Origin of the sequence: Pseudoramibacter faecis (assembly GCF_036289405.1) — a bacterium.
GTDB classification, from domain to species: domain Bacteria; phylum Bacillota; class Clostridia; order Eubacteriales; family Eubacteriaceae; genus Pseudoramibacter; species Pseudoramibacter faecis.
The window spans coordinates 189,117-210,917 of record NZ_JAYFFI010000002.1 but is presented as its reverse complement, the minus strand read 5'-3'; the positions used below and the strand labels follow the sequence as shown (position 1 = coordinate 210,917).

The following is a 21,801-nucleotide window of genomic DNA, read 5'->3' as shown; positions in this document are numbered from 1 at the left end:
TGGTGTAAGATGTTTGTAGTGACTCATAGTTTCTCCTTGAATATTGGATGTCTTTGCAAACACCATTATACCAAGGCTATGAGTCATTATTTATTTGTTGCACTTAGATTATAAATTCAGGTTTTCAAAATCCGAGAGGACTTCCGCTCGGTCGTCAGAATTGCCATTGACTTCCGCCGTCTTCAGTCCCACGTCATTGAGCATCCGGCAAAACTTCTGCGAGATCGCTATCAGCGGCAGGAACACGACCGTTTTCCGTCCTTTGCAGTAGTGCGTCATTTCTTCCGCAATCTGCCTGAGATACGGATCGAGCGCATGCCCGATTTCACCGGCTGCAAAATCGCCGCTTGAAAGTCCGACACCGTTAATATCCAGTTCGAGCGGTATCATCTGCGCTCTGATCGGGCAGAGATAGCCTTCCCGGATGGCGTCCGTCATCGAATACTCGTAGGCTTTGCTGTCAAAGAACTCTCCGAGGTTTTTCATATCCCCGCGGTCAGGCGTCGCCGTCACGCCGAGGATGTTCGCCTCTGGGAAATGATTCAGTACGTGCTGATAGCTGTCCGACAGGCAGTGATGCGCCTCGTCTACGATGATGTCCTGGTAGTAATTCTCCGGGAATCTCGCCAGACGCTTCTCTTGCGAAAGGCTCTGCACTGGGCCGACCGTGACTGGCAGGAAACTCCCGAGTACGGAGGAATCCGCCTTTTCCAGAACGGAATCCAGTCCTGACGCCTCTTTCAGCTTGTCCGCTGCCTGCTGCAAAAGCTCCCCGCGATGCGCCATGATGAGGACGCGATGTCCCTTGTTTACCTGATTTTCTGCGACCGAAGCGAAGACCACCGTCTTGCCGCATCCTGTTGGTAAGACGAGGAGCGTTTTCTTCTGCCCCTCGTCCCACGCGGAGAGGATCGCCCGTTTCGCCTCGGCCTGATATGGCCTTAGTTCATACATAGCGAACCTCCCTTACTCAAAAGAGAGCTCGTCATCGTCTCCTGAAATCGTCATCCAGTCATCCTCAGCCGGAAAGTTCTTATCGTCCCAGTCGTAGAACTTGTCCACATCGTTTGCCTGACGTTCCTCGCCATTCGAGGTGTAAGTCCTCGGCTTGAAATGCGCCCTGCCGCGGCTGCCGATGACCCTGTTCCAGTCCATGACAAGACGCTCGCCATGCTTCTTCTGCCCGATGCAGCGGAAGAAGGATGAAATCTTCCATTCCAGCAGGCGGTTCAGGATGAGGTCGGTATGGCAGATCGCCACGCCGCCACTGGTATTGACCTGCAGGGTAAGGCTCGCCTTGTTGCACGCCTGCATTTTTGCCGAGCCGGGAAAGCGGCCACGCTCGAATCCCGTGACCGTGAAGTTATAGTCACCCTCGGGCAGGATAATGAACTCGCGTCCATCGCTTTCGATGGTGTCGTTCCAATTCATACCCTGATCCATGTTATTATTCATATATTCAGACATATTCGTTTCCTCCAAATTCTCAGTTCTTTGCCTTATCTGCGGCTATCAGCTTCAGAATCTGTGGCCAGTACTTGATGACCCACTTCGTGATGAATTCCTCGTGATAGCTTTCGAGCGGAGCGTCAATGTCGTAGTGGCCTTTGGATGCACGACCTTCTGGACATCCGCATCTGTCACATTTGCTTCCTTCATGAGAGAATAGAGCTTGTCGAGAGGTGTTTCAGACTGCACGGGAGCAGATTTCTCAGCGACAGACATATCTGATTTACTTTCGAAGAGGCTCCTCACGGAATCAAAAGAGAACTCCACAGAGTCCGGCAGTCCGAACCGATTCTTCGCATCAAAGGTCGGCATATGGTTGCAGTAGAGAACGCGTTTGTTCCCTTGCGCTTTTTTCTTCCTGTCTTCGGTCGTTACAACGTAGGTCTGGAAGTTTCCGAACAGCAGCGCGTCCACCCATTCCTTCATCAGGGGAGAAGTCTGCTTATTCAGTTTCAGTTCCCATTTATCGAACGCGCCTTCCTGATCGGGCAGCTCGAATTTTCTGACTCTTGCGTGGGCAACGAGGATGATGTTGACGCCGGCGGCGATGACCTTGTCCAGCTGCTTATAGAAGCTCTGGAACAGTTCCATCAGCGCGACATATCCTTTTCCGTATGACCAGTCCTCAAGCGAATTCTTGTGATACTTGGCGCACAGATAATCGCAGCCGTATGTCTCGAGCCTGTCCATTGTGTCGATTACGAGCGTCTGGCAAATAGAAGGATCTTCAAGAACTGCCGTGATCACGCTCATCGCTTCATCCCAACTGCTGACATTGACGCGGCGGCAGTCAATCCTCAGAGTGCCGTTTTCCGTATCCATAACAAGCGCGCCCGGAGTCTTTGATGCGAATATGCTCTTGCCGAATCCTTCCGGAGCGTAAAGCCCCATTTTGACCGGAGTGATTTTCGGTCCTGTTGTAATGTTCAAATTCATTTGATAACCTCCTGATGTTTTCTGCGTTTTCTTCTGTTATTTGCCTGAACCTTCAATGACACCCATCTTCAGTTTTCAGGCGAATAGCCGAGATTGTTGTTGATCCTGTCCAGGGTGCATTCACCGAATGGCGCTGTCTCGTCGTATCCGTTCCTTTCAGCCCAATCACTGAATGCCTGGAATTCATTCCATTCGTTGCAGACTGTTATTCCACGACCGCCATAATCAGCGAATGATGAGTTATTGGGATTGCTGCACCGCTCGTTCATGGACTTCCAAACGCCGTAGAGCCGGGTGCCGCATTTGCCGTGTTTCATCATCTGTATGCCTCTTACAATCCCTGCCGACTTGGCCTTTGCCGCGGCAGTTTCACGGTGATAGCATCCACAGCTTTTCGTGTGACCGCGGCGCAGACAATTCGAAGTGACAACGGCGTAATTCCCACATTCGCATTTGCAAAGCCATGCAGTGCGACCGGCTTTGTAACCGCGGCGTTCAATAACAGTCAGCCTCCCATACCTGTCGCCGGTAATGTCGATTAATGCTGGCATCGATCATCACCGCCTTACTTGAGCTGGCAGGAGTAGTCGTCAACCACGGCGCAGCCGGGTACCTTTGTTCCTGCCTTGATGAGCTTTTTCACTTCCGCCTTGGCGATCTCCGGTTCAGGAATTCGGTAGCAGTCCGGATGCTTGTTCCGCCTGAGCCACCGGAACGCTTTCGCCGCGTCGGATACATCCACGTGCGATGTCTTCCTGTAGGAGAATGTCGCAATGCCGAGATCCGTCTTTTCTCCCGCACATTCGCGGTCGAGGATATGCATCAGCTTTTCTTCCTTCTTCAAGAGCCTGTCGCGCCTGGCTTTGAGCCGCTGTTCCTCAGCTTTTAACGATGCGGATTCCGAGCGAAGATTCAGGACGAGCTTTGCCAGATAGGTGAGAATCGAGTGGCGTTCCATCTGGAGAGAGTCAATCTGCTGCTCGATGGAATCGATGTCGCAGAGGATTTCGCCAGTTTCCTCATCCACCTCGATCTGGTCGGTCAGGCGGAGGATTTCCTCGTTAATCTCGTAGAGTTTCATCCGCTTTTCCTCCTGTGACTTCCCGTATGGCGACTTCTTCGACCGTCTCACCCGGAACCAGTACGGTCAGGCGGATCGGGTCTCCCAGCAGCTTGCGGAGAATCTTTTCCCTTACGGTTCTGCGCCGGCAGGTCAGTTCTCCACGGTTGGCGTTCTCTTTTGAAACGCCGATTGTGAGCGTGTGCTTCATATAGGCACCTTCCTTTCTGAAAGGCTGTCTCTTGTAATGCCTTTCACGGGTAGCTCACGAAAACGAGGAAAATAAACCCCCTTATTTCAGAATATTTTTCAAAGCCGCGTAAATCTTGTTCAGACGTCTCGTTATGGCCTGCGGTGATACGCCTTCTTCGGCAGCAATATCCTTTTGCTTTTTGTTTTCCACGAAGATCTGATGGAGAAGCTTCCTTTGCTGCGGCTGCAGTTTTTGAATGGCAGCGTGGAGTCCTTCCATCTGTTCGCGCTTATCCGGATCCTTTAAGAAATCCGTTCCATCCGGGATATGCTGGCCATCCGGGTCAAGTGCATCGAGCGAGGTATGCCGCCTGGTTTCTGTCTGGTTGTTGTTGAAGGTGGGCTTGTTGTAGTCTTCATCCATAATTTCCTGGGCGGTACGGCGCTTGACTGCGGATTTGTCCTCTGCCTTGGCGAGTCTCATCTGGTAATCTGTCTCAACCCAGACGCTGCATTCATCGTCCGGCACTTCAAGAATCGTCGGATGGTTCTTGTCCTCGTAGTAAACTGTGATTTTCATTGCGTGTCCTTTCCGCCGGACACGCATGAAGAGCGGAGAAAAAATAGAGACCGGAGCTTTTGCGGCACCGGTCCCATACAGCCTGAAAATGAGCGCAGAAAGGAAAGGGTACCTGCAGAGCCTTTTCCGCTTCCGTTCGAGGAAGTAGAAAAATGGTCTGTATGTATCCTCAGCCCTTAATGCATGTCAGGCTTTTGATATGTATTTTTTCAGCCTTGAGGCGGCGGCTGCTTTCTTGTTAACGTCCCGCCATCAGGACGGGACAATCTGTCCTCCTGTTCCTTACCGAAAAAATCAACCCCGTGATTAATCGGTAAAGTGAAGATGTCAGGAAATAAACTGAATTTTGAGCACAAAAAAATCCGGCATACAGATAAGAACCAGTTACAGGGACTTATGTCCCTCTGGTTTACCTGTCTGCCAGATTTTTCACGGTGCTCTGTACGCTGCGTTTAAAGCGCACTGCCGAGTTCAATACCTTGACAAACCTTAGCTGCGTGGTCTCGCTCTTAATGATTCTCTGCCAAGTTCAGCCTATGTACAGCCGCGCATGCCGTTTTCTGTGTTCAATTATTCTGCTTTATTTTCGAGCTGCTATTTCAGTTTATCGGCGTATTCCCTGATACGCCTTGGTACTTTGTCCGAGCGCTGCACAACCTCTGTGGTGATCCTGCTGCCTTGCACTTCGTAGTGGACCACCGCTCCGCACTTCGGACAGGCCATTTCTGATCGTGTCCCATCTTCCGAGCAAGAGAGCTTGTACCCGCACTCCGGGCATGTTGCGAGAAGCTTCATCCTGTCTGACACCCCCGTATCGTCATCGTAAACATCCTCATGTTACATGAGATCCTTCAAAACCTTGACGGCCACGCCCTGGATAATGCACTCATCCACATAAATGTCATTGTAGTCCGGGTTCTCCGGGTGAAGTCTTATCCTGTGGTACCGGGGCTCCGGATAAAACCTCTTGAGCGTCGCCTCATCTTCCATCAGAGCCACTACAATCTGTCCGGGATCGGCGTAACTTTGCTGGCGGATAAGCACCAGATCACCGTCATCAATCCCTGCCTCAATCATGGAGTCTCCATTGGCGCGGAGAAGGTAGAAGTCGCCTCTGCCGAAAAGAGCAACAGGAAGCCTGACATACTCTTCAATGTTACCTTCTGCATACTTGGGAACTCCGCACGATACGTTACCAAGTATAGGGACAAGGTTGGAGGCTTCTTTCGTCTGGTTTTGCCGCCTTGTCGTGATGCTGCGCACGCCGTCATAGTCGATGATGCCTTGCTCACGCATCCGCTTGAGATACCGCTGCACGGTCGTGAGTGGAAGATTCGTACCTGCGGCGATTTCTCTGTTGGACGGGGAACAGCCATGATCATCAATGAAGTCCTCAATGTAATCCTGTATTCGCTTTTCCCTTTCCAGCTGTAACGTCCTCATTTGGTTTCAGCCTCCCTTCTTCGCTAAAGCACTAAACGGTTCATTTGAACCGTTTGAAAATATTATAGCTATCCTAGGACATCAAGTCAATGGGATCAAAACTCCAAATTCCCGAGTTAGATTTAAAGTCTCATAAAATAGACATCAAGACTACAGTCACTGATTTCTGCTTTGCGATAAGCCTTCAGAGTAACGTCTTATTTGTTCAAAATTTTATCCTAAATCGGCGTAACCGCTTATAATTTTCAACTGTAAAGTTGGAATTTTATCCAACTGGGAGAAATCGCAAAACAAGTCGCATTAACGAGACAGTTATTTATTGACTTTTATGACTTGGTATGTTATGATAAGTAAGTATATTTATGTCTGGGTTTGGGGAGGTGACGTGATGCCGAGAGAAAACTATCAGAAGGTGAAACTCCTGTATCTGCATGAGCTTTTGAAACAGGAAACGGACGAGCAGCACCCGCTCACCACAAACGAGATATGTGCGCGCCTCAGCAAGGACAACATCCCCTGCGACAGGCGGACGCTGACAAAAGACGTCAACATGCTCAACCAATATGGCTTTGAGATCATGACCGTAAACATCGGTCATGAGAAAGCTTACTATGTGGAGGATCGCTCCTTCTCGTTGCCGGAAATCAAAATTCTGATGGACTCCGTACAGGCAGCGGCATTCGTGACCGATAAGAAGACAGCGGAACTGGTGGACAAGCTTGCCAGTCTCGGCGGTGTTCATAAGGCGGAACTATTAAAGAAGAATCTCGTCTGCTTCAATACGAGGAAACATTCGAACGAGCAGATTTATTACAATGTAAGTGCCATTGAGGATGCGCTTGATGCAAAGAAAAAGGTCTCCTTCTACTACTTCGACCTGGACGAAAGTGGAAACCGAGCGTATCGGAAAGACAAGAAACGCTATACTGCTGATCCGACGGCACTCATATATAACGAGGACAACTACTACCTGATGTGCTATTCCGGCAAGTATGAGGGCATTTGCAACTACCGTGTCGACCGTATGGAAGAAGTCAGTGTGGAAGACGAAGACGTGATGAAGGAAGCCATCCTGCGGATACCTGGCGCCGGAGAATACACGAAGCAGGTATTCAAGATGTACGGCGGCCCGGTCTGCGACTGCGCGCTGGAATTCGAAAATGCCCTGATCGGCGTGGTCTACGACAAGTTCGGCGAGGATACGAAAATGATCCGGCTGTCAAAGAACAAATGCATCGCCACGGTGAAGATACAAGTATCCCCGACCTTCTGGGGATGGGTCTTCCAGTTTGTCGGCAGAATGCGGATTCTCTCCCCGGATGCCCTAGCGCAGGAATACAGAGACAGGTGTCAGGAAGTTGTGACCGGAAAGGAACCGGAAGCAGGAAATTCTATTGATGAGAAGGAAAAGCAAAAAGGATTGTCGAACTTAGAAAATTAATCCTTATAGGTCAATGAACTTAGGCTATAGAGCAAGGAAAGGAAGGCAGAATAAATGAGTGAAATTCTTAAAGCAAGAGTCCCATTCAATAAATACGAAGCTGTCCTTCTCCTTGAATCCTATCTCCATACTATAAACGATGGGTTTTCGAAGAAAGAGGCCATAGCAGAATGTTCGAAGAAGCTAAGACAGATGGCTCTGAATTCTGATACGAAAATAGACGATTCGTTTCGTAGCATAAGCGGCATAACTTATCAGATGTCATGTATGGAATCCGCATATTGTGGACATACAATAATCAGTCCAGCATCACATTTGTTTAAGGAAGTTGTATCGCTATTTGAAAGTGATAACGAAACATATAGAAAGGTTTTGAAAGAGGCGGAACACATGGCAGCATCAAATAATAAAGCTGAAGAAGAAAGTTTTTATACATGGCTTGAATCTTCTACTTCTATGCCTTATTCCGCCATAAAAAGTTCTGTCGGATCAATCGAAATTCTTCTCATAAAAAACGGAGTAATTCAAAAACAGATAAAAGCTTTATCTCCTGATGAGTCTGAAAAAGCGCTTCGTAAGTTGAAAGGCGGGAATTCAAATATACACTCCAAAAAATTACGCAAAAGAGCAATAGAAGTCCTTTCTGCCTATAAAGACTTTCTCAATTCATTTCTGCCACGGGAAGAGGAAGAATCCGGTCAAGGCACTTCTTTCATATCAACGGTTTCATTTGTGCATATGCAAAGCTATGCTTATACCAAACCTGTCGACATAATGTTCCAAGATTTCGTATATCCGGTAAATAACTGGACAGAGCTTTATGTGCGGGCGGTAAAATGTCTTTTCTCGTCATACCCTGATATTATTGAAAGCCTTGAAGGTGAAAACATTAGTGGATCGGGAAGGATGGATATTGCCAGCACAGCTTTGTCAACCAAAGTGGTTTCGCCGAAGGAAATATCTGACGATCTATTTCTTGAAACAAATTTAAGCGCTTCAGTTATTGTAAGTAAAATAAAACAGATGATGGATTTGTGTCATGCAACGTATGACACCATAGTAATCCATTATGTAAGCCGGGGTGAGTCCTCCGGTTCTGCTGCTTCAAACACTGTTTCAGCAAAGCGCAAACCATCAGAAAACAATTTCTATCATTGGCTGATTGAAGAAGGTCTGGCAAAGCCAACTGCCAGAAGTTATTCCTCTGCCATAAACAATTGCGATGCATTTTGCAAGGCTCATCAGATTGGTACAGGCACCATAAGCAAAGTAAATTCATCTGACGAAATTAAAAGCAATATACGACTGCTTATCGAGGATTCATCTTTTCAGGAATACAACGACAGACAACACCACAGATTTACTGCCGCATTAAAAAAATATGCAACTTTTCTCAAAGGTAACGGTGTAGCATCGGCCGCATCCCAGGATCGTGAAAGCGAGGATGTGGAGGCTATCGACAGTAAGGAACGATTCTACATCAGAAACACTTTGATGCAGCCAAGATTTGAATATGGTTTCAAAGATGACATCGTAGAACTTTCCAGATTTCGGGAGTTATACACTCAGGTTAATGGCGTAGAGTGCGCACTGTCTGATGAAAAGCTAAGTAACGCAATCAGGAAAATAGGTTTCAATTTCAATGGGAAAGTGTACCTTATTGATGATAAAGCAAAGGCAAGTATTTTATCAGAGCTTGAGAAATATAGAAGTCAGGGTATAACCATTATCTACTATGATTTGCTATTCAATAAAGACTTTGAATTATACGATGCCGCTAAAGTCACTTCATATGAAATGTTAAAAGCTTTGTTAGAAGTTCTGGCTCCTGATAATCGCTATAAAGGTAGTTATTTTACCTTTTCGCAAGAAAGAGCGACGGAGATTGAGTGGATTAAAAGAGAAATAATTCGCGTCTGGGGTTCCTCCACACTCCAGACTTTTGATGAGCTTGCAATTAAGCTACCGCTGATACCGCTTGATAAGATAAAGCATGTGCTCGCGCAGCAATCCGAATTCATCTGGAACTCACATGAAACATACTTGAGACGGGATCAGCTTCATTTCCCGGAAGATGACGTGAAAGTTATCCTAAAATACATAGATAATGCTATCTCAGCTAATGGACGCGTAACTTTTGAAGAACTGCCTCTTGCGGAAATTTGCGACCGAAATCCTGAAGTATCGGAATCCGCATTAAACAACACATTATATAAGCTTATTGAAGACAAGTATGACCGCAATGATAAGGTGCTCACAAAAAAGGGAGACCGAAAAGATACATATGCAGCTGTGGTGGATTACTGCTGCGGAAAGGAAAAATGTACGTATTCAGAGCTTGAAAAGATTGGACAAAAAGTTGCCGGATCTATAAGACGACCTAAAATCGTCGAAGCTGCTAACGCATCTATGATAAGGATTAGTAATAATCTTTTTGTAAAAGACAGTTTGGTTAGTTTCGATGTTGACAGGATTGATCGTGCAATCGGAGCCATAGTAACGTCCGATTTTATTGGGATGCGTGAAGTAACTACATTTGTTACTTTCCCTTTCTGTGGTTATGCTTGGAATCTGTATTTACTTGAAAGCTACTGCCGTAGATTCAGTAAGAAATATAAATATGAAACAAGACTTTCCAATTCATCAAATTCCGGCGCTATCGTTTCTAAGGATTGCCACTTAAGTTACCATGATATCATGGTACATGCGGTAGCCCGTTCCAAATGGGATTTGACTGTTAATGGTGTCTATGATTTTCTGACCTATGCTGGATATATAGAAAGAAAAAGATATAGTGAAATTGATACTCTTATAAAACAAGCGGCAGAGTTACGGGAAAGGAGGGAATAGCTTGTACTCATACACATATGATGAAGAAACAGGCGGCATACTCCTTAACTCAACACCAACGAACCTTTCCAAGGAGCCACGTCCCGTGTATGCTCCAGAATTAGACCTGTTTGGCTTCGATAAATATTGGAAATATGACAAACAGTCCGATGTTCCCTATATGTGGGCAGAATCATCTCAATACTGGTATCGTGGGAAGCAGGTCGCTAAGCTGAGGGGTGGGAATCTATATCAAGCTCCAGAAATCATTCTTCCATCTGATGCAGACGGGAATACTATCTTGCCCGAAGAACGTGGAGCTCCACTGCGTCCGATAGATATTCAAACGATGGTTAAGAAAAACCAGGATATGCTCGATATTATTGAAAATACCACCGTCAAAAAAATAGTAGCTATTTATGAAAAGTGGAAAAACAAGCTTGATATCTTCCATGTAGCTTTTTCAGGCGGGAAAGACAGTGCTGTTCTACTTGATCTTGTAAAAAGAGCTCTGCCAAAAGAGAGTTTTGTTGTTATCTTCGGAGATACAGGGATGGAGTTCCCTGATACATATAAGGCTGTAGAGGTAATAAAAAAGCAGTGTGATGAAGAAGGCGTTCCGTTTTACATATCTAAGTCGCATTTTGATCCACACGATTCCTGGAAGATATTCGGCCCGCCTGCCCGTGTATTGCGCTGGTGCTGCAGCGTACATAAAAGCACGCCGCAGACATTAAAACTCCGTGAAATCACAGGAAAGAATGATTATGTGGGAATGGATTTCGTCGGCGTGCGCAAGCATGAAAGTGTAGCGAGAAGTGAGTACACCTATGAAAATTACGGGAAAAAGCAAAAGGGACAATATAGTTTCAATGCCATTCTGGAGTGGACATCAGCTGAAGTCTGGCTGTACATCTTTGCTCACGGCATATACATAAATGAAGCATACAAAAAAGGTAATTCCCGCGCAGGATGCTTGTTCTGCCCTATGGGTGGAAACAAGGGCGATTTTGTACAATATCACGCATATCCAAACGAGGTTTCCAAATATATCGACCTTATAAAGTCTATGGATAGTCGTGATAAAGGTAACGATGATGCTTTATCTACATATGTCTCGCAAGGAGGATGGAATGCGAGAAAAAATGGGAGGGATCTTACGATTGCTATTCCACAAAAATATAAGGATGAAGTGAAAAATGGAAAGCTTATTATCACAGTCGATAATCCATCCACAGACTGGAGACAATGGATAAAAACGCTTGGAGATATTCCGTTTAAGTTTGATTATGAGCAGACGAAAAACGGGTATCGAATAATTTGCTCATCAAGAATATCCAAGGACTTTCCGCGTGAGACAAAGAAATTCAAACAAGTATTTCATAAAGCTGCATACTGTACCGGATGCAGAGTTTGTGAAACAAATTGCAGAAATGGCTGCATTTCTTTTGACGGCGGTTTAGAAATTGATAAATGTATTCACTGTGGGCAATGCCATGAAATTGATGATGGATGTCTGCTATTTCATTCTCTCAGGACATCGACAGGAGGAAAAATGAAAGATAAGAGTTTAAATTCCTTTGCTAACCATGCTCCAAAGGCGGAATGGATTCACCAGTTCTTTGAACAGGGAAATGAATACTGGGAAAATGATGGATTAAACAAGAGAAATCAGGAACCGAAAGTCAAGCGTTTTCTTCGCGAATCTAGTGTGACAGATAAAGATAATAAATGCACTGCCCTTTACGATCTGATTAAAGAGCTCGGCTGGGACAGCGACGTTTCTTGGGGCATTATGGCTGCGAACTTCGTCGATAATCCACAGTTCCGATGGTATGTCCAGAACTTGGACTGCGGTACGGATTACCCGCGCGACAGAGTTAGTGACATGTTAGTTGCAGAAGGAGTAAGTAAGGCTGATGCAACATCGATTATTAATGCTTTTAAAAGGTTTACCGAGCTTCCGTTAGGTACATCTCTTAATTTTGGATATACCATGGAGAACGGTCGTCAAATAGAATCTATCGGACGCACAAAGTGCTCTATCTCTGACAATAAAGTTGTTCTTTACGCGTTATTCCGCTTTGCAGAGCAATGCGACAACTATAAAGAATTCACACTTGCATGGCTGATTAACGACAGCATTGAAAGAAACGGAATCAGTCCGTCCAGGCTTTATGGTTTAGAATATGAGGATATGAAATCAATTTTAATGGGACTGTCAGCAAGATACCCTGATTTCATTAACGCTTCATTTACAAACGATTTGGATAAAATTTCACTGACGGATAAGACATCGCAGGATGTCCTTTCCCTCTTTGAGGAGGAGTAATCATGGCAAGTAATAATACTTATGATCAATATTTTGATGTAAATGAGAAGTACTTTCCTTGCATTGATGACTCCGCCATTGAGGGAGGCGCACGCTGGGATGATACCTATCCGCATAAGGAATTCATAAAGCTTCTTAAAAGTGCGGAAAACATGCTTAGCGGAAGCACAAATCGCTCCATATGGATTCATGGCGCATATGGAACAGGTAAGTCAAAATGTGCATATGCCCTTAAGAAAATCCTTGAAGTCCCGGATAGTGAACTGGAAGCTTACTGGAACACCTTTCCATCTTTAAAGAAAGAGTATGACCTTCTCACAAAGCTTGAAGGGCATCGTGAACGCGGAATTGTAACGGTTTACCGGTATGCCACAGGGGGAATTACTACTCCTGAAAAGTTTTTCTTTGCCATACAGGAAAGCCTGCACGATGCTCTTGTTAGCAATGATCGCATCTCCTATATGGGCGAGAATACCTTGAAGGAGAATGTTATCGCGTGGATAAAGGATCCTTCTCATAAACGGTTCCTCGATGATCTTCTTAACAAGCCTGAATGGCAGGCAAAATTCCCCCAGTCAAATTCAGATGAAATTCTGAACTCACTGAGCAAGCCTAATGGAGATATAAAGGGATTGATGTCGAATATCTTTGATCTTGCTGAAAAAGAAGGTATTCGCGCAATGACCCTTGATGCAGACAGCCTGAAAAACTGGATCAAGGATATCATTGAAAAGAACCATGTGAAAATTGTCTTCTTCTGGGATGAATTTAGCAAATTTTTTGAAAATAACAGGTACTCTCTTGACGAATTTCAGAAGATCGTTTCTCTTTGTCAGGAAGTGCCATTTTACCTTGTGATTGTAACGCACCGCGCTTCCAGCATTATCAATGACCAGGATGAGTCCTGGAAGATTGTACAGCAGCGTTTCAATCAGGTGGAGATCACTCTTCCTAATAATATCGCATTCGAGCTGATTGGGCAGGCATTCAAAGCGAAACCTGCTGCCGCATCAAAATGGAGTAGAATTGCTGATACGCTGAACGCACGACTTACCGATTCAAGAGCTGCGGTAATGAAGGCAGCAAATATTGATGATCCTAACGTCATCAAGGATATTATGCCCATCCACCCGATGGCGGCTTTAGTGTTGAAAAATATCGCAGAGGCTTTCGCCTCAAACCAGAGAAGCATGTTTGACTTCATCAAAGTCAGAGATGATTCCCAAGCATTTCAATGGTTCATTTCTCACTATGGGCCTGAAGATGACCATCCTTTACTCACAATAGATATGTTATGGGATTTTTTCTACGAAAAGGGGAAGGACAATTTGTCACCCGATATAAGGATGATTCTGGACACATTCCCCCAGCAAAAGAATCTCCGCGATGATGAACAGCGTGTCTTAAAGACGGTTCTTATCATGCAGGCTATTGATAAACGTCTCAGTGGTTCCATTGAGGTCTTAAAACCAACAGATCAGAATCTCAGTTACGCATTTGAAGGAATTACTTCTGGCGAGGCACTTGATACTCGGTGTAAAGGCCTTGCAAAAGGGCTATGCAACAAGGGTGTACTCGTCCAGAATCCAATCGGAAATGGGAAGTACGCCTATGGTGTTGCAGTGCTCGCCGGAGATCAGGCACGAATTGATGACAACAAGAGACGTATAAGAGACAGCCTTACAACCGCAAATCTTGTAAAAGAGGGCAGTCTGGAAACATGCCTCTCCCTCACCCCACCTCTCCGTTTGCGTTTCGCAGAGGATATTACAACAGGATATATTACTCCCGTCACTGTTAATGATTTTACAAAAGTCATTAACACCTTAAAGAATTGTATTGAAAACTGGCATTTCAATGCAGTTATTGCCTTTTCCAAGGATGATACGGAAAGCGCGGCTTTGCGCGACAAGATTAAGCAGGCTGCATTCAACGAAGAATATAAAAACATACTTTTTATTGACACCACATCCAGTCCGCTCGGAGTAAATGATCTTGATTCCTATGTTGATTATGCAGCACTTGCTGTGTATTACCAGGGCAGCAATCCAACATCTTCTAAGGATAACAACAGAAAAGCAAAGCAAATTCTGTCAACCAACTGGAAGAACCGCATATATAATGGCAAATTTATAATCTACAACCATAATAATCCGAACGGTGAAAGCGTTATAGGAGGCGCGGCGGTTGCAGATGTGCTTACTTCCATTGTATTGAAGCGCTTTCCCTATATTCCGGATTTTGGTCAGGGATCTTCGGAGTCGCAGTTTAAACTCATAAGTCCAAGGAACGCTGCGTTGTGTGGCATTAATGCACCGCAAAAAACAACCGGAACTATGCAGGGCGCAGAAAAATATGCATTGAAAGATGTCTGGGCTGTCGACCGTTACTGGGAAGAACCGGAGACTTCATCACTTCCTATTTCCATAATAAAAAGAGCGGTTGATGAATATATAGATACCCTTTTCAAAAAAAGCCAGCCAGTTTCTATGATGGATATTTATAACCTCCTGCAGGCTGACTATGGTTATGCGCCAAGTAATCTTACAGTATTTCTCATGGGATTTTTACTTAAGGAGTACAGCTCTTCTCAAATAAGATATGAGGATCAAAATGGTGCTCCTGGAGAAATGAGTCCTGAAAAATTGGCAGAACTCATCGCCAATTGCGTAAATAAAAATATAGAAACCTATATCGTAAAAATGACGCCTAATGAGAGGGCATTCTACGAGACTACAAGCATCGCCTGGGATATCGATGAAAATCTGCTTACATCTCCTGTCAAAGCCGGATCACTTATCAAGGCAAGAATGCAGAAGAATTTAAAACTTCCTGTATGGTGTTTGGAGGAGGTTGATACAGACGGAGTTTTCGGTGTGGTTTCACAGTATATTTCATTTGTTCAAAAAGAGGGTGCGGATGCACATCAAATCGTAAACGAAATAGGTCGAGAATCCACACGAAATAAAGGTCTTGCTCAGAGCCTGAAAAAACTGATCACAGTCGATAATTGCCGCAAGGGTATGTTGAGCTTTATAGGCAACCGTTTTGAAAATGGAAAGCTGAAGAAATTAGCTCATGAGATTGGCGCAAGCGACGACAATGTGCTTGATGACATAAGTCGCCTCTTTTCTGTTGAATATTCTGCTCTTTGGAACAAAGACACAGGAGAAGATCAGATCCGAAAAGTAATTGTTGACTATACTTATGTCAAAATTACAAATAATGTGCTTCAGTCATCGGCTCATTCAAAAAAAGATGCAGATAAGGAGTGGAAAGAGAAGTTAGAATTCACCGCTTGCTCATGCGAGGCTCTTCAAGAAGAGTATCCGAGCCTGAAAACAGCATTAGAGTTTTTGAGAAAACTCTATGATGGTGATGATATTCTTCCTGAACAGATGCGCGTATATGTTGATGATTTGTCATCCAACAGTGATGCTTTAAAATCATATTTTGACAGTGAGCCTTCTGCTTTTTCCAAGATTTATTCTGCCTATTTGGAGGGATTGAACGAAGAAGACATCTTTAAGCTAATTTCTGCCCCAAGTCTCTCTGGAATTTTTGCTTCCTCAAGAACTGAAAGCAACAGTAAGGTCAAAAAAGCAGCTGATGAATTCAGAAAAAACCAGACTAAAACGCAGTTGCTCAAGCTATGGAGAGATAAGACGGGAACGAAAACGCCTATGGAATGGTCTTCTGCTAATAGAACTCCGATTCTTTTGTTAGTTCCAAAGGACGAATATGATAGGGCTGACAAGGCGTTTAGCATTATTAACAGTGGAAATGGAACAGAGGAAGAATTTCAACGTGCTGCTGAGTACATAAAAAATGCGACTTTCTTTTCTAAGCTTCAAAGTAAGCAAGATATTGATAATGCTTTCCGGGGAATGCTGGGCATATACGGAGAGATATTGACCGATCTTGATCATGTACGGGATTCTCTGGAATCTCTGGGGCTCGAACCATATAAATGGAGTGCATCCCATCCGTCAGTTAGCGATACGATTAAAAGGCTTGCCAAAGCAGAATATGAAGCAGGCGGAAGTGATCTTGCCATCAAACGGATCGACTCAATGAAGGATGAGGATTTACGGGAGTACCTTATATCGCTCGTTAAGTCAGATATCGCAATTGGACTTGGAATTCTAAATGGAGGTGAGTGATCTTCATGAATATTAGAATTCTTGACGATTATTTTGAATCAACGATCCACAAGCCATTTTTCATGGCTGTAGGAGACACCGGATATAAGTCATTAATAGAACAACTTAAATCACGGACTGTCTCTCACATATACATCAGTGAATGCTGCCGAAATGATGATAAAAAGCCAAATATGGACATCTTTCTGGAAAAGCTTGAAACAGCAGATGTTTCTTTCGCAAACAATAACATTGTAGTAATAGGACTTGGTGAGTACCTTGCCTTGGAAGGCAATGCATATGCACAAGACATTCTTTCTGAGCTTTCAACTTACAATCTCGGTAGTGCGCAGGCGTTTCTGCTGCTTCGAGGGGTAAGCGATCAGCTTAAAGAACTCATAGAAAATGACAGAAGGCTTCTTGAAAGTGGAATGCTCGCATTTGATGACGATTTAACTACAAATGTAAGCTTTAAATTTTCAGATCCTGCTCTCGGAATCTATGAGAATAATGGAATTAAAAGTGTCTTGAGAGAACTGGAAAAAGGTAAAACTGGAGAAATCAAAGTTAACACTTTTTTGTCTTTTCCCAATGCACTGTTTCCAATACAAAGAATAAACAATGCATACGAGGCTATCGACAGAGTCGTTGGAATAAAAAGTGTTGTTCAGAAGGCTTATGGAACTGATGCCCTGTGGACACGCTTTCTCGATGAATTGAGGAAGATCCATTTTGATAAAGACAAGCTATTTCAGCAATATGGATTCACTGAATTCCAAGATGTTGAAATGCACGACATTGTTTATGGCGACGAGTATCGAGGATGGCTTTTTTATGTATATCTTCTATACACTGAAAATGGAAGCAACAACGAAAGCTATCTGAGCTATGTATTGTCAATTAGTAAAGGGTTCAAAGATTTCAAAAACAACATTATGAACTCTATTACTAATATTCCGCACACTGATTCTCGCTTTATGCGGTTTTATGCACAGCGTAAAAAATATCTTAGTCATTATACAGACTCAGAGATGGCAACATTCATCTCTCAGAACAGATTAGATGCATCAGAAAGTGTTTACAAGCTAACCGATAATACCAAGGTTGAGAAGCAAGAGGTTATTGTTTGGATTTCCAATTATGGCTTTCCAGATGGATTGGAATATATTTATCCTGATCTATATGAATATTTACAGATATATACATTCCGGACAGGAAATGCGACACTATCTGCAACGCTCACTGATTACTTCGCAACATATAAAAAGTTAAAGCTTGAAAATACCCTCAACACTGCTGATGGGGAAAAATTCCTTGAGGCGGTAGATAAACTGGCAATAGACCGAATTTATAACAGGCTTCCTATGAGGGATGAACTCGTAAAGGAATCTTATAGTAAAGATACTCAATTATTCTGGGTTGATGCACTTGGGGTGGAATACCTGAGTTATATCATATATCTTGCAAAAAAGCATGGTTTGAATATTTCTATAAAGATTGGTCGCGCAGATCTTCCTACTATCACTTGTGAGAACCATGCCTTCTTTGATAACTGGCCCGAGCAATTAAGACATCCTAAAGAAAAAGAATTGGATGACCTCAAGCATAAGGAAAAGGGTGGATATTACTATACAAAAACTCCTTACCCTATTCATCTTGCTGACGAGCTCAGAGTAATAGAAAAGGTAATGGATGAAGTTGCTACAACGCTTGGGTTGCGAACATATGATCGTATAGTCATTGCAAGTGATCACGGTGCTTCACGCCTTGCCGTCATTCGAAATAAAGAGGAAAAATATGACACTGATACCCAAGGTGAGCACTCTGGCAGGTGTTGTAAATATTTTGAAGGGTGCGATTTGCCTTTCGCAATAGAAGAAAAGGACAAGGGATATATCGTCCTCGCTGACTATGGTCGCTTTAAGGGAAGCAGAAAAGCAAATGTGGAAGTCCATGGAGGTGCATCTCTTGAAGAGGTAGTTGTTCCCGTGATTACTTGTTCACTTAAAGATAAAACCATCATTATTGCCATCATTAACATGGACAATATAAGAGCGGATTATAAGATAGGAATATCATTCATAATTTCTATCAATAAAGTAGTACATTCCAGTGTTTCAGTCGGATATGGCTCAATGCGATATCCAACTAAAAAATTGGATGATAACCATTACGAGGTTAAGATCAGAGAAATTACGAAATCTGGTAAATACGCTATGGATATCTATATAGGTGAAGACCTCGCCGAACACATAACTCTTCCTGTAAAGGGAAAGAGTGCCTCGATGAATGCTGCCTTTGATGACTTGTTTTAACTGGAGGGAATAACGTGACGCAGACTGAAGAAAAACTGAGAAACTGCTTTGATGAAATGGTCGTTTACAAAGACCTAAAAAAACAGAGCAATGTTTTTTCTGCCCTCAGCCTCCCTTCCTTTATGCGGGACTGGATTCTCCGTAAATTTGAAGATGAGAATGGGGTTTTTGATGTAGATAGAGTATCTAAATTTGTACATACTTATCTTCCAAAGAAGGAAGACTGGAACTCTATTAAAAACAGAATAGTCAAAGAACATGTGAATGTCCGCTTCCTTGCTAAAATATCTATTGATATCGATATAAAAACCGGGCTTGTATCGTTTGCTCTTCCAGATTTTGGTCTTTCATATAAAGATACTTTAATTGACGATGAAGTATGGAACGATTGCAAGAGGGATCTTGTAAATGAATATGAAACATGGGGTATGGTAGAACTCGGATATCAGTCTCCTGACGAGTATGAGCACGAATGGTCATTTAATTTTAGCAAGAACAAAGACAGATCAACAGCTGGCAAAAAAGGAAAAATCAAACTGCTTTCTTTTAACTCATTTTGCCCATATAAGATTGATCTCGAATTTTATAAAGAGGCCCGTAAGGAATTTACAACAGAAGAATGGATTGACATTCTTTTGGGAGCGGTCGACTACAACGCCGACGGTTACGGAGGGGATGAAGAGAAGAAGCTAACAATGCTTACTCGTCTTCTGCCATTTATAGAGAAACGCTTAAACCTGATTGAACTTGCACCTAAGGGTACCGGAAAATCCTATTTATTCGGCAGAGTAAGTAGATACGGATGGTTGTCCAGTGGTGGAACGATGAGCAGAGCAAAGATGTTCTATGACCAGAACAGACACATGGAGGGGCTCGTCGCAGGATATGATTTCATTACTCTTGATGAAGTTCAAACTATATCCTTTACAGATGTTGACGAAATGAGAGCGGCATTAAAAGGGTATCTGGAATCAGGCGTATATACTGTTGGAAATCATGAAGGAACTGCATATGCCGGTATGATCCTCTGTGGCAACATAAGCAAAGCAGTGATGGATGATGACGGATTCAGTAACATGTTCGAAGAACTCCCGAAGGTGTTTCATGAATCAGCCCTCATTGACAGATTTCATGGCTTTATAAAAGGTTGGAATATACCAAGAATGAATGATGATCTAAAAGCATCGGGTTGGTGTCTTAATTCGGAATATTTCTGTTCCATTATGCATGAATTAAGAGACGACATGAGTTATCGGGCCATAGTGGATGAACTTGTTATCGTTCCTGACGGAGCGGATACAAGGGATACTGAAGCTGTTAAGCGTATATCTACAGCATACCTTAAATTGCTGTTTCCAAATGTGCGTAAGCCCGGAGACATAAAATCATATGAGTTCCGCAGATATTGCTTAGATAGAGCCCGTAAAATGAGAGATATCATAAAATATCAGCTCGGAATATTGGATGATGAATACAAAGGAAAGGACATACCTGCTTTTGGGGTATGCACCGACTATGATGAATAGGAATGAATTAAGCTGTTATGTATGTGGTAAAACACCACTTAGTAAAAATGAAATAGGTCTTTCAAAAAAGTTGTTTGGAAAGAAAACGTATAAATTTTATTGCTTAGACTGCCTGGCAGAACAACTTGAGGTTACTACTGAGGAACTGCTTGACAAAATAGAAGAATTTAAGGATGAGGGCTGCATCCTCTTCGAATAAGGAGATGACTTTATGATTTATGCAGATAATGCCGCCACAACTAAATTATGTGAGCAGGCTTTTGACGCCATGAAGCCTTATCTCCTTGAGCAGTATGGAAACGCTTCACAGCCGTATTCCTTTTCAAGAATCGCCAAGAAAGCTCTGCAATCTGCCCGGAAAACGATAGCAGATTGCATTGGCGCATTACCTGATGAAATTTACTTCACCTCCGGCGGTACAGAAAGCGATAACTGGGCAGTAAAATCCGCCCTTTTTATGCCCTATAGCAAGAATGAAGTGATAACATCTGAAATTGAGCACCATGCCATACTGAATTCGTGCCACACAGTTCAGGAACTTGGTATTCCTGTACACTATCTTCCCGTGGATACATACGGCGTTGTTCGTCCTGAAACGCTGGAGAAAACAATCTCAGATAAAACAGGGTTTGTCTCTGTAATGTATGGAAACAATGAAATCGGGACAATTGAGCCAGTTGCTGAACTTGCCGAAATTTCTCATGCGCATGGAGCACTTTTCCATACTGATGCTGTTCAGGCTGTTGGTCATGTCCCGATCAATGTTCATGAGGATGGCATCGATTTACTCTCTTCTTCAGCACATAAATTTAATGGTCCTAAGGGCATAGGATTTTTATACATCCGTAAAGGTGTTCATATCCATTCCTATGCAGATGGCGGCTCTCAGGAAAAAGGGCTTCGTGCCGGAACAGAAAATATCGCGGCCATTGTTGGAATGGCAGAAGCTCTAAGGCTTAATACCGATAGGATAAATGAATCCGCAGGTAAGCTTCAATCACTTGAAATTGCACTCCTCAGCGGACTACACAAAAGCAATCTTGATTTTATTCGCAATGGTTCAGAATACCTCTTGCCTGGAAACGTTAGTCTTTCTTTCCATGCGGCAGATGGTGAAATGCTTCTTCATCGTCTTGACCTGATGGGAATCTGTATATCTACAGGTTCGGCATGTGATTCCGTAAATACACAGGTCTCGCATGTAATCCAAGCGATTCACATTCCTGAAGAATACGCAGAAGGCACCATACGAATCACCTTCGGATCGGATAACACTGAAGCTGATGCCTTAGAAATTGCTAATGCTATAATTAAGGTACTTAAGCAGTAAAAAACGCTAATGCGAAAACCTTTTTTATTTTCCCTCACACATTTTTATTTTCCCTTTATGACGGGTGCATCGGGTTCAGGCAATCGGATGCTTCCCTTTGAAAAAACAAAAGCAGGGCTTCCAGCAGACTGACCGAATCTGCCGGAAGCCCTTGTTTTAAGCCATT

General features: G+C 43.6%; 15 protein-coding genes. 7 read left to right on the top strand and 8 right to left on the bottom strand.

Translation table 11 applies throughout. From position 1 onward, the window contains the following. Positions 1 to 108: 108 nt before the first annotated feature. From V3C63_RS03605 to lexA, 8 genes are all read right to left on the bottom strand, one after another. A complete protein-coding gene (locus V3C63_RS03605) occupies positions 109 to 954 on the bottom strand; it encodes a DEAD/DEAH box helicase (RefSeq protein WP_425355329.1) in 846 nt (281 codons plus the stop codon). Between the two features lie 12 nt (positions 955 to 966). Beyond that, positions 967 to 1,467 carry a hypothetical protein gene (locus tag V3C63_RS03600; RefSeq protein ID WP_329886458.1) on the bottom strand — a complete coding sequence of 167 codons (501 nt, stop codon included), beginning with the start codon at positions 1,465 to 1,467 and terminating at the stop codon, positions 967 to 969. Between the two features lie 51 nt (positions 1,468 to 1,518). Continuing rightward, on the bottom strand, positions 1,519 to 2,445 hold the full coding sequence (locus V3C63_RS03595) for an ATP-binding protein (RefSeq protein ID WP_329886457.1): 927 nt from the start codon (positions 2,443 to 2,445) through the stop codon (positions 1,519 to 1,521). 68 nt (positions 2,446 to 2,513) lie between these two features. After that, the gene (locus V3C63_RS03590) at positions 2,514 to 2,765 is read right to left on the bottom strand and encodes a hypothetical protein (RefSeq protein WP_329886456.1); all 252 of its coding nucleotides are present in this window, start codon (positions 2,763 to 2,765) and stop codon (positions 2,514 to 2,516) included. 245 nt (positions 2,766 to 3,010) lie between these two features. Continuing rightward, positions 3,011 to 3,526: a siphovirus Gp157 family protein gene (locus V3C63_RS03585; protein ID WP_329886455.1), complete on the bottom strand. Its 516-nt coding sequence runs from the start codon at positions 3,524 to 3,526 to the stop codon at positions 3,011 to 3,013. After that, on the bottom strand, positions 3,507 to 3,716 hold the full coding sequence (locus V3C63_RS03580; RefSeq protein WP_329886454.1) for a hypothetical protein: 210 nt from the start codon (positions 3,714 to 3,716) through the stop codon (positions 3,507 to 3,509). Before V3C63_RS03580 ends, V3C63_RS03585 begins: the two co-directional genes overlap by 20 nt. A gap of 81 nt (positions 3,717 to 3,797) precedes the next feature. Continuing rightward, positions 3,798 to 4,277: an RNA polymerase sigma factor gene (locus V3C63_RS03575; protein WP_329886453.1), complete on the bottom strand. Its 480-nt coding sequence runs from the start codon at positions 4,275 to 4,277 to the stop codon at positions 3,798 to 3,800. Positions 4,278 to 5,114: 837 nt separating this feature from the next. Then, on the bottom strand, positions 5,115 to 5,720 hold the full coding sequence (gene lexA, locus V3C63_RS03570) for a transcriptional repressor LexA (RefSeq protein ID WP_329886452.1): 606 nt from the start codon (positions 5,718 to 5,720) through the stop codon (positions 5,115 to 5,117). 388 nt (positions 5,721 to 6,108) lie between these two features. On the opposite strand from lexA, the gene V3C63_RS03565 reads away from it, so the two are divergent. The 7 genes from V3C63_RS03565 to V3C63_RS03535 all read left to right on the top strand — a co-directional run bounded on the left by V3C63_RS03565 (position 6,109) and on the right by V3C63_RS03535 (position 21,635). Continuing rightward, complete coding sequence (locus tag V3C63_RS03565; RefSeq protein ID WP_329886451.1) at positions 6,109 to 7,161, top strand: helix-turn-helix transcriptional regulator; 1,053 nt, start codon at positions 6,109 to 6,111, stop codon at positions 7,159 to 7,161. Positions 7,162 to 7,215: 54 nt separating this feature from the next. After that, entirely contained in the window at positions 7,216 to 10,011 is a 2,796-nt protein-coding gene (locus tag V3C63_RS03560) for a hypothetical protein (RefSeq protein WP_329886450.1), read from the top strand. 1 nt (position 10,012) lies between these two features. Beyond that, positions 10,013 to 12,322: a phosphoadenosine phosphosulfate reductase domain-containing protein gene (locus tag V3C63_RS03555; RefSeq protein ID WP_329886449.1), complete on the top strand. Its 2,310-nt coding sequence runs from the start codon at positions 10,013 to 10,015 to the stop codon at positions 12,320 to 12,322. Between the two features lie 2 nt (positions 12,323 to 12,324). Further along, entirely contained in the window at positions 12,325 to 16,485 is a 4,161-nt protein-coding gene (locus V3C63_RS03550) for a hypothetical protein (protein WP_329886448.1), read from the top strand. Positions 16,486 to 16,490: 5 nt separating this feature from the next. After that, positions 16,491 to 18,779, top strand: coding sequence for a BREX-4 system phosphatase PglZ (gene pglZ, locus V3C63_RS03545; RefSeq protein WP_329886447.1), 2,289 nt, complete (start codon positions 16,491 to 16,493; stop codon positions 18,777 to 18,779). Positions 18,780 to 18,793: 14 nt separating this feature from the next. Next, positions 18,794 to 20,305, top strand: coding sequence for a BREX system Lon protease-like protein BrxL (gene brxL / locus V3C63_RS03540; RefSeq protein ID WP_329886446.1), 1,512 nt, complete (start codon positions 18,794 to 18,796; stop codon positions 20,303 to 20,305). Between the two features lie 211 nt (positions 20,306 to 20,516). Next, positions 20,517 to 21,635 carry a cysteine desulfurase family protein gene (locus V3C63_RS03535; RefSeq protein ID WP_329886445.1) on the top strand — a complete coding sequence of 373 codons (1,119 nt, stop codon included), beginning with the start codon at positions 20,517 to 20,519 and terminating at the stop codon, positions 21,633 to 21,635. Positions 21,636 to 21,801: the final 166 nt, after the last annotated feature.

Coding starts and splice junctions, on each gene's coding strand:
- V3C63_RS03590 (WP_329886456.1), bottom strand. CDS start 2,765: ATGATGAAACACGGCAAATGCGGCACCCGGCTCTACGGCGTTTGGAAG.
- lexA (WP_329886452.1), bottom strand. CDS start 5,720: ATGAGGACGTTACAGCTGGAAAGGGAAAAGCGAATACAGGATTACATT.
- V3C63_RS03600 (WP_329886458.1), bottom strand. CDS start 1,467: ATGTCTGAATATATGAATAATAACATGGATCAGGGTATGAATTGGAAC.
- V3C63_RS03565 (WP_329886451.1), top strand. CDS start 6,109: ATGCCGAGAGAAAACTATCAGAAGGTGAAACTCCTGTATCTGCATGAG.
- V3C63_RS03605 (WP_425355329.1), bottom strand. CDS start 954: ATGTATGAACTAAGGCCATATCAGGCCGAGGCGAAACGGGCGATCCTC.
- V3C63_RS03535 (WP_329886445.1), top strand. CDS start 20,517: ATGATTTATGCAGATAATGCCGCCACAACTAAATTATGTGAGCAGGCT.
- V3C63_RS03550 (WP_329886448.1), top strand. CDS start 12,325: ATGGCAAGTAATAATACTTATGATCAATATTTTGATGTAAATGAGAAG.
- V3C63_RS03560 (WP_329886450.1), top strand. CDS start 7,216: ATGAGTGAAATTCTTAAAGCAAGAGTCCCATTCAATAAATACGAAGCT.
- V3C63_RS03575 (WP_329886453.1), bottom strand. CDS start 4,277: ATGAAAATCACAGTTTACTACGAGGACAAGAACCATCCGACGATTCTT.
- pglZ (WP_329886447.1), top strand. CDS start 16,491: ATGAATATTAGAATTCTTGACGATTATTTTGAATCAACGATCCACAAG.
- V3C63_RS03580 (WP_329886454.1), bottom strand. CDS start 3,716: ATGAAGCACACGCTCACAATCGGCGTTTCAAAAGAGAACGCCAACCGT.
- V3C63_RS03595 (WP_329886457.1), bottom strand. CDS start 2,445: ATGAATTTGAACATTACAACAGGACCGAAAATCACTCCGGTCAAAATG.
- V3C63_RS03585 (WP_329886455.1), bottom strand. CDS start 3,526: ATGAAACTCTACGAGATTAACGAGGAAATCCTCCGCCTGACCGACCAG.